Below are 13856 nucleotides of genomic sequence, written 5' to 3'. Positions count from 1 at the left end.
AATAACATAACGCGTCGTCAAGCCCGTTGCGGGCGGCCGGGAACGGGGGTTACTCAAAGGGATGAGCTGCGGGCACGACGATCACAGCCACCCGGGGCTGACGGGCGCAGCCCTGAAGCGCGCCCTGGGTGCGGCCGAGGTCCGCTGCGCCGACACCCAGGAGCGGCTGACCCCGCCCAGGCGCCGCGTCCTGGAACTGCTGCTCGAAGCCGACGGCCCGCTGAAGGCCTACGACCTGATCGCCGCCTTCGGCGAGGCCGGCGAGCCCGCCAAGCCGCCCACCGTCTACCGCGCCCTCGAGTTCCTGGAGCGCCTCGGCTTCGCCCACCGTATCGAGAGCCTGAACGCCTACGTCCCCTGCCGGATGGAGGGCGAGGGCCACCAGGCGGCGTTCCTGATCTGCGACTGCTGCGGGGCGGCCCAGGAGTTCGAGCCGGACCTGAAGCCGGCGCTCACCGCGGCGCGGGCCGCCGGCTACGACGCCCGCTCCGTCACCCTCGAGGCGCGCGGCTTCTGCCCGGCCTGCAAGGGCGGCTGAGGCGAACCGCCAGCCCCTGCAGCGGGTTTACCGCACCCGATGCGCAAACAGATTTACCTAGACTGCGACGGCGTGCTCGCCGATTTCGACAAGGGCGCGGAGAAGGTGCTGGGCATGCCGCCCAGGGTCTTCGAGAAGCGCTACAACCCTGGCCTCTTCTGGAAGCGGCTGGCCCAGGCCAAAGGCTTCTTCGAGCACCTCGAGCCAATGGCCGACGCCTTCGTGCTGTTCGAGGCCGTGCGCCACAAGAACCCGATCATCCTTACCGGCCTGCCGCGGGGCAACTGGGCCGAGCCGCAGAAGCGCCGCTGGGCGGAGCGCTGGTTCCCTGGCGTGGAGGTGATCACCACCATGGCCGCCCTGAAGCGCGAGCACTGCCATCCCGGCGACGCCCTGGTCGACGACCGAGACAAGCACCGCCACCTCTGGGAGGGGGCGGGCGGGATCTTCATCCACCACAAGAACGCCCGCAGCTCGGTCGACGAGCTGCGGGCCAGGGGCTACCTCGACTAGCTACCAGAACACGAACCGGACGACCTGGACGACACGGCCCGTGAAGCGGTCGATCAGCAGGGCGTCGTAGCCCACCCGCACCCAGTCGTAGCCCGGCGGCGGAATCGGCAGGTCGTAGACCCACCAGTCGATGATCCGGTAGTCGGGCTCGTACCAGCCGCGCGGCAGGACGTCCCCGAAGGACCACAGGCGGACGTAGAAGCCCGACGGCGGACGCCACAGGTGGCCGCGGTAGCGGTGGCGGCTGTTGTAACTGTGCGGATAGCGGCGGCCGTCCCAGCGGGGATGGTTCGTGGGCGGTCCACGGCGCTCGCCGTCCCAGCGCCGGCCGTCTCGAGCCCCGTCGCGGCGGCCGTCCCGATCACCGTCCCAGCGGCGGCCATCGCGGTCGCCGTCGCGCCGCCCATCACGGTCGCCATCCCAGCGCCGGCCGTCCCGATCGCCGTCGCGGCGGCCATCCCGGTCACCGTCCCAGCGGCGCCCATCGCGGTCGCCATCCCGGCGGCCGTCACGATCGCCGTCGCCTCGGCGGCCGTCGCCGTCGGGGCGGCCACCGCGGCCCCGGTCGCCGTCACGTCGTCCATCGCGGCCCGGCTGGCCGTCGGCGACCGGACGCTCGCCGGGAGGCCGCGCCTGCACCCCGCGACCGATCCAGCGGCCGCCCTGGCGCAGCTCCTCGCGGTCCTCGAAGTCCTGGCGGTCAGCGCCGGAGAGGCCCGGATTGACGTTGTCGCCCTCGGTGTCGACGAAGGGCCGGCGGGGGCGGCCTTCACCGCCGCGGCGTTCGCCGCCGCCCTCGACGCGCCGCCGCCGCTCGCCGCCGGACGCATCCGGCGGGCTGGAGGGCTCACGGGGGCTGAGCGCCTGCGGCGCCTCGGGCGGCCGCGGAGCCGGCCGGAATTCGCGGGGCGTGGGCGGGGCCGAGCCGCGCGGCCCGCCGCCACCGACCCGGCCGCGCGGCTCGGGATCACCCTCCGCCTGGGCGCGCAGCTCGGCCTGGTCCTTGTCCTGCGCCAGCGCCTGCGTGCCGGCGCCGGCCAGCAGGAGCAGGGTGAGCGCTGCAATCGTGGTCTTCATCGTGGCCCCCCGCGGCCGTTCAGCGGCCCGGCATGTCCCTTTGATCCAATTGATGGTGCAGCTCGAATGAACCGCGCTTGAACGGCCCGGCGGCTCGGCCCAACTGTGCCGCCCAGAGACCATTGCGGAGCGAGGCTTCCCCCAGGTGGCGGCGACACCCAACGACATCCTGCACTTCTGGCGGCACGCCGGCCCGAGCCGCTGGTTCCGCAAGGACAAGGCCTTCGACGCCGCCATCCGCCTCAAGTTCGAGGCCACGCACCACGCCGCCGCCCGCGGCGAGTACGACGGCTGGGCCGAGACCGCGGAGGGCGCGCTGGCGCTGGTGATCCTGCTCGACCAGTTCCCCCGCAACCTCTACCGCGGCTCGGCTCACGCCTGGGCCACGGACCCGAAGGCGCGGGCCGTCGCGCGGCGGGCGATCGACGCTGGTTTCCAGCGGCAGGTGGAGCCCGACCTCGCCGGCTTCTTCGTCCTGCCCTTCGAGCACTCGGAGGACCTCGCGGACCAGGACTTCGGCCTGAAGGTGGCCGACGCGCTGGGGGATCAGGAGGTCATCAAGTGGAGCCGCATCCACCGGGACCTCATCGCCCGCTTCGGCCGCTTTCCGCACCGCAACCCGGCGCTGGGGCGCGAGACGACGCCGGAGGAGCAGGCCTTCCTCGACGACGGCGGGTTCTCCGGCTAGCGGACGCGTGAAAACCGCCGGGGCGTCGCGCTCCCGGCGGCTGGCGTTTGCAAGGGCGAGGCGCCCTAGTGGTGGTGCTTGTGTTCGGCTTCCGGCTTGGCGGCTTCGGCGGTGGCGGCGGCCGGCGCGGAGGACGGCTCCTCCTTCACCGTGACGCAGCGCTTGGCCGGCAGGCGCTGGCCGGTGACCTCGGTGACCGTGCAGATCTTGCGCGGCTTCGCCTTGGCCACGGAGGCGGGCTGGTTTCCGGGCTGGGCCGCAGGGGCGGCGTCCGCGCCCGCGAGCGCCAGGACGGCGAAAGCGGAAATCAGGAACATCTGTACAATGACCTTGGGGAGGAAAACGGCCGACCCTCTTATACGGCGTAACGCGCTACGCCAAGTTGCGAATGGGTAATGTGGCCGCGACGGATCGCGCCGATTCAGCTGTGGACGAGCCGTGGATCGTTAACGATTGCCGCATCGCGAATCAGTCCGATTTGGGTGACGCTCTTCGGTGATGAACGCCGCCCTATCCATCGCCGCCCGCTACGAGGCCGCCGCCGACCACCCGGAGCGGCAGTACCTGAACCTGCTCGGCGACATCCTGGAGAATGGCGTCCAGCGCGGCGACCGCACCGGCACCGGCACCCTGGGCGTCTTCGGCCGCCAGATGCGATTCGACCTGGCCCAGGGCTTCCCCCTGCTCACCACCAAGAAGCTGCACCGCAAGTCCATCATCCTCGAACTGCTGTGGTTTCTGCGCGGCGACACCAATGTGCGCTGGCTGCAGGAGCGCGGCGTCAGCATCTGGGACGAATGGGCCGACCGCGAGACCGGCGAGCTGGGCCCCGTCTACGGCAAGCAGTGGCGCTCCTGGACCGCCCCCGACGGCCGCGTGATCGATCAGATCGCCGCCGTCGTGGAAGGGCTGAAGGCCAATCCCACCAGCCGCCGCCACATCGTCTCGGCGTGGAACCCGGCCGAAGTTGAGGACATGGCGCTGCCGCCCTGCCACTGCCTGTTCCAGTTCTTCGTCGCAGACGGAAAGCTGTCCTGCCAGCTCTACCAGAGGTCGGCGGACGTGTTCCTGGGCGTGCCCTTCAACATCGCCAGCTACGCCCTGCTGACGCTGATGATGGCCAAGGTCACCGGGCTGGAGCCGGGCGAGTTCGTGCATACCCTGGGCGACGCCCACCTCTACCTGAACCACCTGGAGCAGGCGAAGCTGCAGCTCTCGCGCGAGCCGCTGCCGCTGCCGCAGATGACGATTGCCGACAAGGCCGACCTGTTCGCCTTCGACTACGAGGACTTCCAGCTGGAAGGCTATCGGGCGCACCCCTCGATTCCGGCGCCGATCGCGGTCTGATGGCCGCCCCCGCTTCACCCGTGTGGTTAGACTGGGTGAAGCAGTACCGAGACGCGCTTCAGCTGCTCATTATGCTTTTTGGCCTTGGCACCATTGTGGTGTCTGCGCTGCAACTGAGGAACGCTGTCGGCCAGCGGGCTTTCGGCGAAATACTCGCCTTTCATGAGGCGCTCGAGCCGGAGGTTCGCGGCTATCAGAAAGCAGCTACGAAGCCTATCGACAGGGCTGCTTTCACCCGACACCTTATGAAGACCTTCAACTTGTTCGAAGTAGCGCTTGAGCATGTAAATAAGAGAACAATGTCGAAGGGAAATATAGATACCATTGGGTACTTGGTCGCCAACCTTATGCTGGAGGCTATCCAGTTCGATGTGTTCACGGCCTGCAAGGACAACATCATCAAGGCCCACAACTATGTAGAGATAAGGGTCTTTTTCCTGATGGAATTTCGGCGACTTACCGAAGAACAACGAAGCCAAATCTATCCGGTCTTGTTCGAACAGGAGGCTAGCCTCGCCAAGAAAAGCTTGGCGGGGCAGCTGGTGCGCTGGATCAAAATCAGGGAGCTACGCTGGAAGCGGGACTTCGAATGATCACCTCATCGCGCCTCACCCTGGCCGAAGTCTCCGACGCGTCGGGACGGATCTCCGACATCTACGCCGGCAAGTACGCCATCGACCGCGACGACGACTGGTTCCTCCTGAAGCTGCAGGAGGAGCTGGGCGAGCTTGCCCAGGCGCACCTTCGCCTGTCCGCCCGAGGCCGCGGCGAGGCGACCGAGCAGGACCGCGCCGACGAAGCCGCCGACGTGCTCTGCATGCTGCTCCTCTACTGCCGCCGGTTCGGCATCGACCCCGACGCCGCGGTGCGCCGCAAGTGGCTGAGCTGGCTGGAGCCGGCCGCCTAATTGTCGTGCGCCCCCCGAGTGTCATCCCGGTTTTCGCGCTAGCGAAAGACCGGGACCCATCAGCACGGCATGACGCAGATGGGGCGAAAGGCGCCGCCGTGCGCCCTACGGAAGATGCCGTGTCTATGGGTCCCGGTCTTCGGCTGCGCCGAAACCGGGATGACACATCTTGGAGAGGCGTGACGACGCCGAGGCCCCCGCGCTAAACCCGCCCCCATGAGCATCATCCTCGCCGCCGGCCCCATCGCCCGCGCCCGCAACGGCGTGATCGGCAAGGACGGGACCCTGCCCTGGCGGCTGAAGAGCGACCTTCAGATCTTCAAGCAGGTCACCCTGGGCAAGCCAATCATCATGGGCCGCAAGACCTGGGACAGCCTTCCGGGCAAGCCTTTGAAGGGCCGGACCAACATCGTGCTCACCCGCGACGGCTCGTTCGAGCCCAGGGGCGCCATCCCCTGCGAAACCTTCTCCGAGGCCGTACAGATCGGCCGTGAGCAGGCGGAGGAGGACGGGGTGGGCGAGGTGTGCGTGATCGGCGGCGCCTCCCTCTTCGAGCTGGCGCTCGACCGCGCGCGCAAGCTCTACCTCACCGAGGTGGATGCCGAGGTCGAGGGCGACGTGGTGCTCCCGCCCATCGACGAGAGCCGCTGGCGCGAGGTCCACCGGGAGGCCCATCCCGCCTCGGAGGTGGACCAGTACCCCTTCACCTACCGGGTGCTCGAGCGCCTATAGTCCCGGCCAGGAACGAGGAGGACGCACATGGACATCGAGCTGGTCTGCGAGGGGCTGGAGTTCCCGGAAGGCCCCGTCGCCCTGGCCGACGGCTCGGTGATCCTGACGGAGATCAAGGGGGAGCGGATCACGCGCGTGCGTGCGGACGGCTCGAAGGAGGTGCTGGCGAAGGTCCCCGGCGGTCCGAACGGGGCGGCCATCGGCCCCGACGGCGCCATCTGGATCACCAACAACGGCGGCTCATTCGTCTGGCTGGACAACCAGGGCCTGACCATTCCCGGGCCGACGCCGCCCACGCACACCGGCGGCTCGATCCAACGCCTCGACCTGGGCGCCGGCGAGCTCACCACCGTCTACGACGCCTGCGACGGCAAGCGTCTGGTCGGGCCCAACGACCTGGTGTTCGACCGCCAGGGCGGGTTTTGGTTCACCGACCACGGCTGCAGCACGCCCGACGGGCGCAAGTTCGGGGCGGTCTACTATGCGCGCACAAACGGTTCGCAGATCAGCCGACAGCGCGACCACCTGATCTCCCCCAATGGCATTGGCCTCTCGCCGGACGAGCGCACGGTCTATGTGGCCGACACCCAGCTCGGCCGCCTGTGGGCCTTCGACGTGGCCGAGCCGGGGGTGCTGGCGCCGGGCCCCGGCTTCGCGCCGGGCCGCGTGGTCTGCAACCTGCCGGACTACCAGCTGCTGGACAGTCTGGCCGTCGAGGCCGGCGGCAAGGTCTGCGTGGCGACGATCATCAACGGCGGGATCACGGCCTTCGACCCCGACGGCAGCGTCGAGCACCATGCCTTCCCCGACATCCTGTGCACCAACATCTGCTTCGGGGGGGCGGACATGCAGGACGCCTGGGTGACGGCCTCATCGACCGGCAAGCTCTACAAGGCGCGCTGGCCGAGGCCCGGGCTGAAGCTCAACTTCAACGCCTGAGCGCCGCCTTAACAGATGATGGAACTCCTGCGGCGGCCCATGCGCTAAGGAGGCGGACGGGCGTGCGGTGCTAGGACCGCGTACGGGAACCTGCGGGCTAAATTTAGATGAAAACCGAGAGGCCTCCGGGCGCCGAGCAGGCCTCAACGGGAATTCCCGGCCTGGACGACATCCTCGCCGGCGGCCTGGCGCGTTATCGCGTCTATCTCCTCGAGGGCAGCCCGGGTACGGGGAAGACCACTGCGGCGCTGCGCTTCCTCATCGAGGGCGCCGTCAACGGCGAGAAGACCCTCTACATCACGCTCTCGGAAACCGAGGAAGAGCTGCGCGACACGGCCCGGAGCCATGCCCTCGACCTGATGGACATCGAGATCTTCGAGCTGGTGCCGCCGGAGAGCCTGCTCGACGAGCAGCAGCAGCAGAGCCTCCTGTACTCCTCGGACCTGGAGCTCGGCGAGACCACGCGTCTCATCTTCGAGCGCGTCGAGAACGCACGCCCGGGTCGGGTGGTGATCGACAGCCTTTCGGAAATCCGTCTGCTGGCGCAGAGCTCGCTGCGTTACCGCCGCCAGGTGCTGGCGCTGAAGCACTATTTCGCCAAGCACCAGGCCACTGTCCTGCTGCTGGACGACCTCACCACCGACACCCTCGACAAGACGGTGCACAGCGTGGCGCATGGCGTGATCCGCCTTGAGGAGCTGGCGCCGGAGTACGGCGCCGAGCGGCGCCGCGTGCGGGTCGTGAAATACCGTGGTCGCAAATTCCGCGGCGGCTACCACGACTTCACGATCAAGACCGGAGGTCTCGAGGTCTACCCCCGGCTCGTCTCGTCGGAACACAGACGCGAATTCTCGCGCGAGCAGCTTCCCAGCGGTGTGTCAGGCCTGGATGAGCTGCTCGGCGGCGGCATCGAACGGGGTTCGAGCTGCCTCATCCTGGGGCCGGCCGGCACCGGCAAGTCGCTGGTGTCGCTCTATTTCGCGCTCTCGGCTATCGAGCGCGGCGAGAAGGCGGCGCTCTTCATCTTCGACGAGGAGCTGGGCCTGCTGTTCGACCGCACCCGCAGCTTAGGCATCGATCTTCAGGCGACGATGAACAGCGGCCAGTTGCTTGTGAAACAGGTGGATGCCGCCGAGCTGTCGCCCGGCGAGTTCACGGCCAGCGTCCGCGAATGCGTCCAGGAGAACGGCATCCGCACCGTCGTGATCGACAGCCTGAACGGCTACCAGGCGGCCATGCCGGAAGAGAACTTCCTGGTGCTGCACATCCACGAGCTGCTGCAGTACCTGAACCGCCAGGGCGCCAGCACCTTCCTGACGGTCGCCCAGCACGGGCTGGTCGGCGACATGAAAGCGCCGGTGGATGTCACCTACCTGGCCGACACCGTCGTCCTCCTCCGCTATTTCGAGGCGGCGGGCCACGTCCGCCGCGCCATGTCGGTGATCAAGAAGCGCAGCGGCGGCCACGAGAAGACCATCCGCGAGTTCGAGATCGGGGAAACCGGCCTGACAGTCGGCCCTCCGCTCAGCCAGTTCCATGGCGTCCTGCGCGGCGTGCCCAACTTCGTCGGACCAGGCGCGGGGCTGATGGGAGATCCCTCGGCATGACGGCGGACGCGTCCGGCTCGGGGCGCGTGCTGGTGCTCGCGCCGCTGGGTCGCGATGCAGCCATCGCCCGGTCCATCCTCCTGGAGGCGCAGATGCCGGTGATGGTCTGCCACGACCTCGCCTGCCTGTGCGAGGAGCTGGACAACGGCGCCGGCGCGGCCCTGATCGCTGAGGAGGCGCTGCAGGTCGCCGACTATCCGACGCTGGGTCACTGGCTGGAGCGCCAGCCGCCGTGGTCGGACCTGCCGATCGTGCTGCTGGCGCACCGCGGCGGCGGGCTGGAGCGCAATCCGGCCGCGCGCCGGCTGCTCACCGCGCTCGGCAACGTCACCTTCCTGGAGCGGCCCTTCCACCCGACGACCCTGGTCAGTGTGATGGAAACGGCGCTCAGGGGCCGCCGCCGGCAGTACGAGGCCCGCGACCTGATCCGAGAAATCCGCCTCGGCGAAGAGATGCTGGAACGCCGCGTCGCCGACCGCACGGCCGAGCTGGAGTCCGCCAACCGCCAGCTGGCCGCCCAGATCGCCGAACGCGAGCGGATAGAATCCGTGCTCCGCCAGGCGCAGCGCCTGGAGGCGGTCGGCCAGCTGACCTCCGGCGTCGCCCACGACTTCAACAACCTGCTGATGGTCGTGCTCGGGAACGTGCGCCAGATGCAGAAGTCGGAGTCTGATCCGGCCACGCAGCGGCGCCTGCAGATGATCGCCGAGGCCGCAGAACGCGGCGGGCTGCTGACGGGGCAGATGCTGGCTTTCTCGCGTCGGCAGAAGCTCGAGCCGCGGGCGGTCGACCTCAACGACATCGTGGTCGGCATGCACGACCTGCTGCACTCCACCATGGGCGGCAGCGTGCAGATCGAGACCCGGCTACAGACCGAGCTGTGGCCGGCGATGATCGACCCGACCCAGATCGAGCTGGTCATCCTCAACCTGGCGATCAACGCGCGCGACGCCATGCAGGTCGGCGGCGGGATCGTGGTGGAGACCGGCAATGTGACCCTGGGCCCGCCGCTGCGGCCCGAGGAACCGCCCGCGGGCGAGTACGTGATGGTGTGCGTCTCGGACAACGGCTCGGGGATGACCGACGACGTCCTCGCGAAGGTCTTCGAGCCCTTCTTCACCACCAAGGAAGTGGGCAAGGGATCCGGCCTCGGCCTCAGCCAGGTGTTCGGCGTGGCCAAGCAGTCGGGCGGCGGCGTGCGGATCATGACGACGGTCGGCGCGGGGACGTCCGTCAGCGTCTTCCTCCCCCGCGCGCAGGTGGCCCCGGAGCACGCCACGGCGCCGGAAGCTGTCAGGCCGGAGACCGCGCGAAAGGACATCAAGGTGCTGGTCGTGGACGACGACAGCGCCGTGCGTGAGGTCACCGCCGGCATCCTGGCGGACCTGGGCTACGGGGTCATCGAGGCGGGGAGCGGGGGCGCGGCCCTGGACCTGCTGGACCGCGAGGACGGCATCGACGTCCTGCTGCTGGACTTCGCCATGCCGGGGATGAATGGCGCGGAGGTGGCCCGCGAAGCCCGCAGCCGACGGCCCGACGTCCCGATCCTGTTCGTCACCGGCTACGCCGACACCGAGGCCCTGGAAGAGGCCGGGCAGGACGGCATCCTGCGCAAGCCCTACGTCGAGCGCGACCTCGCCGAGAAGCTGCGCGCGGCCCTCAAGTCGCACTAGCCTGCCGCCTTCCCAAGAGAACGGTTCGAGCGCAAGACTTGGGTGATCGGCGGTCACCGGGCCGCTGCAGACCTGAGGGGGCGGCCATGGACGATGGCTCGATCGATGTGAGGCGCGCGGCGCGCGAGGCCGCCTATTCGATGCCCGTCGAGGCGATCAACCCGGCCGACCCGGAGCTGTTCCGCACCGACACCTGGGCCCCCTACTTCGAGCGCCTGCGCAAGGAGGATCCCGTCCACTGGGCGGTCTCGGACTTTCAGGACGTGGGCGGCTACTGGTCGGTCACCAAGTACAACGACATCATGGCGGTGGACACCAACCACGAGGTCTTCTCCTCGATCCCCACCATCGTCCTCCCCGATCCGGACGAGGACTTCACCCTTCCCATGTTCATCGCCATGGACCCGCCGAAGCACGACGTGCAGCGCAAGACGGTGAGCCCGATCGTGGCGGGGCCGAACCTGGCGAAGATGGAGCCAATCATCCGTGAGCGGGCGGGGGTGATCCTGGACAGCCTGCCGGTGGGCGAGGAGTTCGACTGGGTGGACAAGGTGTCCATCGAGCTCACCACCATGACGCTGGCGACCCTTTTCGACTTCCCCTGGGAGGACCGCCGCAAGCTCACCTTCTGGTCCGACGTGGCGACGGCTGCGCCCGAGAGCGGCATCCTCGGCACTACCGATCCCGAGAAGTTCGAGGAGCTGCGCCGCGCCGCGCTCTACGAGTGCGTGGACTACTTCATGCGGCTCTGGAACGAGCGGGTGAACGCCCCGCCAAAGCCGGACCTGATCTCGATGCTCGCCCACGGAGAGGCGACGCGGGACATGGACCGCATGGAGTACCTGGGCAACCTGATCCTGCTGATCGTCGGCGGCAACGACACCACGCGGAACACCATCTCCGGCTCCGTGCTGGCCCTGAACCAGCACCCGGACCAGTACGACCGGCTCACGTCCGATCCCTCCTGCCTGCCATCAATGGTGTCCGAAACGATCCGCTGGCAGACGCCGCTGGCCTACATGCGAAGGCGCGCGACGCGTGACTTCGAGATGGGCGGCAAGACCATCCGCGAGGGTGACAAAATCGCCATGTGGTACGTCTCCGGCAACCGCGACGAAGAGGTCATCGAGCGGCCGAACGACTACTGGATCGACCGGCCTCGGGTGCGCCAGCACCTGTCGTTCGGCTTCGGCATCCACCGCTGCGTCGGCAACCGGCTGGCCGAGCTGCAGCTGAAGATCATCTGGGAGGAGATCCTGAAGCGCTTCCCAAGGATCGAGGTCACCGGCCAGCCGCGGCGGGTCTACTCGTCCTTCGTGAAGGGCTACGAACACCTGCCCGTGGTCATCCCCAAGCGCGTTTGATCCCAGTGGCCGAGAACAGCTTCAAGGCAGCGTTGGCCGGAGGCGGGCGGCTCGCCGGCCTCTGGTGCCAGGTCCCCTCGCCCACCGTCGCCGAGGTGCTGGCCCATTCCGGCTGCGACTGGCTGCTGCTCGACATGGAGCATGGTCAGGCCGATCTCTCCGAGGTCCGCACCCAGCTGCAGGCGGCGAACGGGGCGCCCGCGGCGCTGCTGGTGCGCACGCCGGGGCACGATCCGGTGCTGATCAAGCGGCTGCTCGACATGGGCGCCGAGACCCTGCTGATCCCGATGGTCGAGAGCGCCGAGCAGGCGCGGCAGCTGGTCGGCGCCACGCGCTACCCGCCGGCCGGCTTCCGCGGCGTGGCCGGCGTGAGCCGCGCGTCAGCCTACGGCCGCGACCGCGACTACCAGGGCGCGGCGGCGCAGCGGACCTGCGTGGTCGTGCAGATCGAGAGCGTCCCGGCCGTCGAGGCCGCCGGAGAGATCGCGGCCGTGGACGGCGTCGACGCGCTGTTCGTGGGCCCCGCGGACCTCTCGGCCGGCATGGGCCTGCTGGGCCAGCCGCGCCATGCGGACGTCGAGGCCGCCGTGCGCCGGGTGCTGGAGGCGGCCTCCGCCGCCGGAAAGCCGGTCGGCACGTTCGGACTCTCGCCAGAGGACGCCGGGGCGCGGTTCGCGGAGGGCTTCCGTTTCGTCTCGGTCGCCACGGACGTCCGCCTGCTGGTGCAGGGCGCCGTCAGCTTCCTGAAGATCGCGCGCGGCGATTGACGGCGTCGCCCAACGGGCGCTTCCATCTCACTGGAGGAGGAACCCCATGATCAAAACACTGCTTCCGCTCGCGGCGGTCGTCGCGGCCGCGCTCGCCCTGCCCGCGCTCGCCCAGGAAGGCGGCCGCCCCTTGAGCGCCCACCTGACCGGCGGGACGGGCATGGACCCGGACGGCGCCGGCCACGCCACCTTCCGCGTGAACAATGGCCAGGATCAGGTCTGCTACGACCTCATGGTCGAGAAGATCGCCCCGGCCGGCGCGGCGCACATCCACAAGGGGGCCGCCGGCGAGTCCGGACCGCCGGTGGTGCCGCTCAAGCCGCCGGGCGCCGACGGCAAGATCAAGGATTGCGCCACCGGTCCGGCGGACGTGATCAAGGACATCCTGCAGAACCCGGGCAACTACTACGTCAACGTGCACAACGCGGAGTTCCGCGGCGGCGCGATCCGGGGGCAGCTCAGCAAGTAGGCCCCTTCAGAGGCCCAGCACCATCTTGGCCATGATGTTGTGCTGGATCTCGTTGGAGCCGGCGTAGATCGAGGTCTTGCGGTAGTTGAAGTAGTGCGGCGCGACGGTCGCGGCGTAGTCCGGGCCGGCGCGCGGCGCGTTGGTGCGGCCCTCGATCTCGGCCCAGGTGTCCTGCACGAAGGGCGCGGCGTAGATCCCGACGGCTTCCAGGGCCAGTTCGGTGATCTGCTGCTGCATCTGGCTGCCCTCCAGCTTCAGCATGGAGGAGACGGCCCCCATGGCCTCGCCGTTGGCGCGGCCGGCGAAGACCCGCAGCTCGGTGGCGTTCAGCGCCTCCACCTTGATCTCGGCTTCCGCCAGCTTGCGCCGGAAGTCGGGGTCCTCGTACATCGTCCCGCCGCCGTTCGAGCGCTCGACGCGGGCGATCTTGCGGACCTTGCCCAGCATGTTCATGAGGCCTGGGGCATAGGCGTTGCCGCGCTCGAACTGCAGCAGGTACTTGGCGTAGGTCCAGCCTTCGCCCTCCTTGCCGATCCGGTTGGCGACCGGCACGCGGACGTTGTCGAAGAAGACCTGGTTGATCTCCTGGTCGCCTTCTCGGGGGCCGTCGAGGGTGGGCAGCGGCACGATCTGGATGCCGGGGGTCTTCATGTCGAGCAGCAGGAAGCTGATGCCCTTCTGGCGGATGTCCTCCTGGCTCGTGCGCACGAGGCAGAACATCCAGTCGGCCCACTGGGCGTAGGTCGTCCAGGTCTTCGAGCCGTTGAGGACGTAGTGGTCGCCGTCACGCTCGGCCTTGAGCGCCAGCGAGGCCAGGTCGGAGCCCGCGCCCGGCTCGGAGTAGCCCTGGCACCACCACACGTCGGTCGCCAGGATCTTGGGCAGGTGCTGGGCCTTCTGCTCGTCGGTGCCGAAGGCCATGACCACGGGGGCGCACATCTTCAGGCCCATGTTCGAGGTGGAGGGGGCGCCGGCGAGCGCCATCTCCATGTCGAAGATGTACTTCCTGGTCAGGCTCCAGCCCGTGCCGCCGTACTGCTCGGGCCAGTCGGGGGCGATCCAGCCCTTCTCGTGCAGGCGCTTCAGCCAGCGGACCTGGCCCGCCTTGTCGATATGGCCGTTCTTCGACTGGGCCATTCGGGCGCGCATGTCGTCGTCGTAGGCCTCGGCGATGAACGCGCGAACCTCCTCGCGGAAGGCGAGGTCTTCGGGGGCGAAGTCGAGGTCCATGGTCA

Annotated in this window: 16 protein-coding genes; 13 read left to right on the top strand and 3 right to left on the bottom strand. The window is 68.8% G+C overall.

Annotated elements, in window-relative coordinates; translation table 11 throughout:
• Nucleotides 1-61: 61 nt before the first annotated feature.
• Together VIL76_RS17870 and VIL76_RS17865 are read left to right on the top strand one after the other, a co-directional pair.
• Nucleotides 62-538 (top strand): Fur family transcriptional regulator, encoded by a 477-nt coding sequence (locus VIL76_RS17870; RefSeq protein WP_332046395.1) that lies wholly within the window; start codon nt 62-64, stop codon nt 536-538.
• 39 nt (nt 539-577) lie between these two features.
• The gene (locus tag VIL76_RS17865) at nt 578-1051 is read left to right on the top strand and encodes a 5' nucleotidase, NT5C type (protein WP_332046394.1); all 474 of its coding nucleotides are present in this window, start codon (nt 578-580) and stop codon (nt 1049-1051) included.
• Here the strand turns inward: VIL76_RS17865 and VIL76_RS17860 are convergent, their stop codons facing one another.
• Nucleotides 1052-2128 carry an RcnB family protein gene (locus VIL76_RS17860; protein WP_332046393.1) on the bottom strand — a complete coding sequence of 359 codons (1077 nt, stop codon included), beginning with the start codon at nt 2126-2128 and terminating at the stop codon, nt 1052-1054.
• A 145-nt stretch (nt 2129-2273) separates the two neighbouring features.
• On the opposite strand from VIL76_RS17860, the gene VIL76_RS17855 reads away from it, so the two are divergent.
• Nucleotides 2274-2816, top strand: coding sequence for a DUF924 family protein (locus VIL76_RS17855; protein ID WP_332046392.1), 543 nt, complete (start codon nt 2274-2276; stop codon nt 2814-2816).
• Between the two features lie 65 nt (nt 2817-2881).
• On the opposite strand, the gene VIL76_RS17850 is transcribed toward VIL76_RS17855, so the two are convergent.
• On the bottom strand, nt 2882-3133 hold the full coding sequence (locus tag VIL76_RS17850; RefSeq protein ID WP_332046391.1) for a hypothetical protein: 252 nt from the start codon (nt 3131-3133) through the stop codon (nt 2882-2884).
• 181 nt (nt 3134-3314) lie between these two features.
• Between VIL76_RS17850 and VIL76_RS17845 the strand changes: the two genes are divergently transcribed.
• The 10 genes from VIL76_RS17845 (at nt 3315) to VIL76_RS17800 (ending at nt 12621) form a co-directional block, all read left to right on the top strand.
• A complete protein-coding gene (locus VIL76_RS17845; RefSeq protein WP_332046390.1) occupies nt 3315-4163 on the top strand; it encodes a thymidylate synthase in 849 nt (282 codons plus the stop codon).
• Nucleotides 4163-4756, top strand: coding sequence for a hypothetical protein (locus VIL76_RS17840; RefSeq protein ID WP_332046389.1), 594 nt, complete (start codon nt 4163-4165; stop codon nt 4754-4756). Before VIL76_RS17845 ends, VIL76_RS17840 begins: the two co-directional genes overlap by 1 nt.
• Nucleotides 4753-5070 carry a phosphoribosyl-ATP pyrophosphohydrolase gene (locus tag VIL76_RS17835; protein ID WP_332046388.1) on the top strand — a complete coding sequence of 106 codons (318 nt, stop codon included), beginning with the start codon at nt 4753-4755 and terminating at the stop codon, nt 5068-5070. Before VIL76_RS17840 ends, VIL76_RS17835 begins: the two co-directional genes overlap by 4 nt.
• 216 nt (nt 5071-5286) lie before the next feature.
• Nucleotides 5287-5802 carry a dihydrofolate reductase gene (locus VIL76_RS17830; RefSeq protein ID WP_332046387.1) on the top strand — a complete coding sequence of 172 codons (516 nt, stop codon included), beginning with the start codon at nt 5287-5289 and terminating at the stop codon, nt 5800-5802.
• A 27-nt stretch (nt 5803-5829) separates the two neighbouring features.
• Complete coding sequence (locus VIL76_RS17825; RefSeq protein WP_332046386.1) at nt 5830-6741, top strand: SMP-30/gluconolactonase/LRE family protein; 912 nt, start codon at nt 5830-5832, stop codon at nt 6739-6741.
• A 107-nt stretch (nt 6742-6848) separates the two neighbouring features.
• On the top strand, nt 6849-8348 hold the full coding sequence (locus VIL76_RS17820; protein ID WP_332046385.1) for an ATPase domain-containing protein: 1500 nt from the start codon (nt 6849-6851) through the stop codon (nt 8346-8348).
• Nucleotides 8345-10021, top strand: coding sequence for a response regulator (locus VIL76_RS17815; RefSeq protein WP_332046384.1), 1677 nt, complete (start codon nt 8345-8347; stop codon nt 10019-10021). The genes VIL76_RS17820 and VIL76_RS17815 overlap by 4 nt, the downstream gene beginning before the upstream one ends.
• Before the next feature lie 86 nt (nt 10022-10107).
• Entirely contained in the window at nt 10108-11385 is a 1278-nt protein-coding gene (locus VIL76_RS17810) for a cytochrome P450 (protein ID WP_332046383.1), read from the top strand.
• Nucleotides 11386-11390: 5 nt separating this feature from the next.
• The gene (locus VIL76_RS17805) at nt 11391-12152 is read left to right on the top strand and encodes an HpcH/HpaI aldolase/citrate lyase family protein (RefSeq protein WP_332046520.1); all 762 of its coding nucleotides are present in this window, start codon (nt 11391-11393) and stop codon (nt 12150-12152) included.
• Nucleotides 12153-12198: 46 nt separating this feature from the next.
• Entirely contained in the window at nt 12199-12621 is a 423-nt protein-coding gene (locus tag VIL76_RS17800) for a CHRD domain-containing protein (RefSeq protein ID WP_332046382.1), read from the top strand.
• Nucleotides 12622-12627: 6 nt separating this feature from the next.
• On the opposite strand, the gene VIL76_RS17795 is transcribed toward VIL76_RS17800, so the two are convergent.
• Nucleotides 12628-13851 (bottom strand): acyl-CoA dehydrogenase family protein, encoded by a 1224-nt coding sequence (locus VIL76_RS17795; RefSeq protein WP_332046381.1) that lies wholly within the window; start codon nt 13849-13851, stop codon nt 12628-12630.
• Nucleotides 13852-13856: the final 5 nt, after the last annotated feature.

It is taken from the genome of Phenylobacterium sp. (genome assembly GCF_036563285.1).
GTDB lineage: Bacteria > Pseudomonadota > Alphaproteobacteria > Caulobacterales > Caulobacteraceae > Phenylobacterium.
Note: the sequence above shows the minus strand (reverse complement) of the source record. Positions and strands in the feature narration are given on the sequence as shown.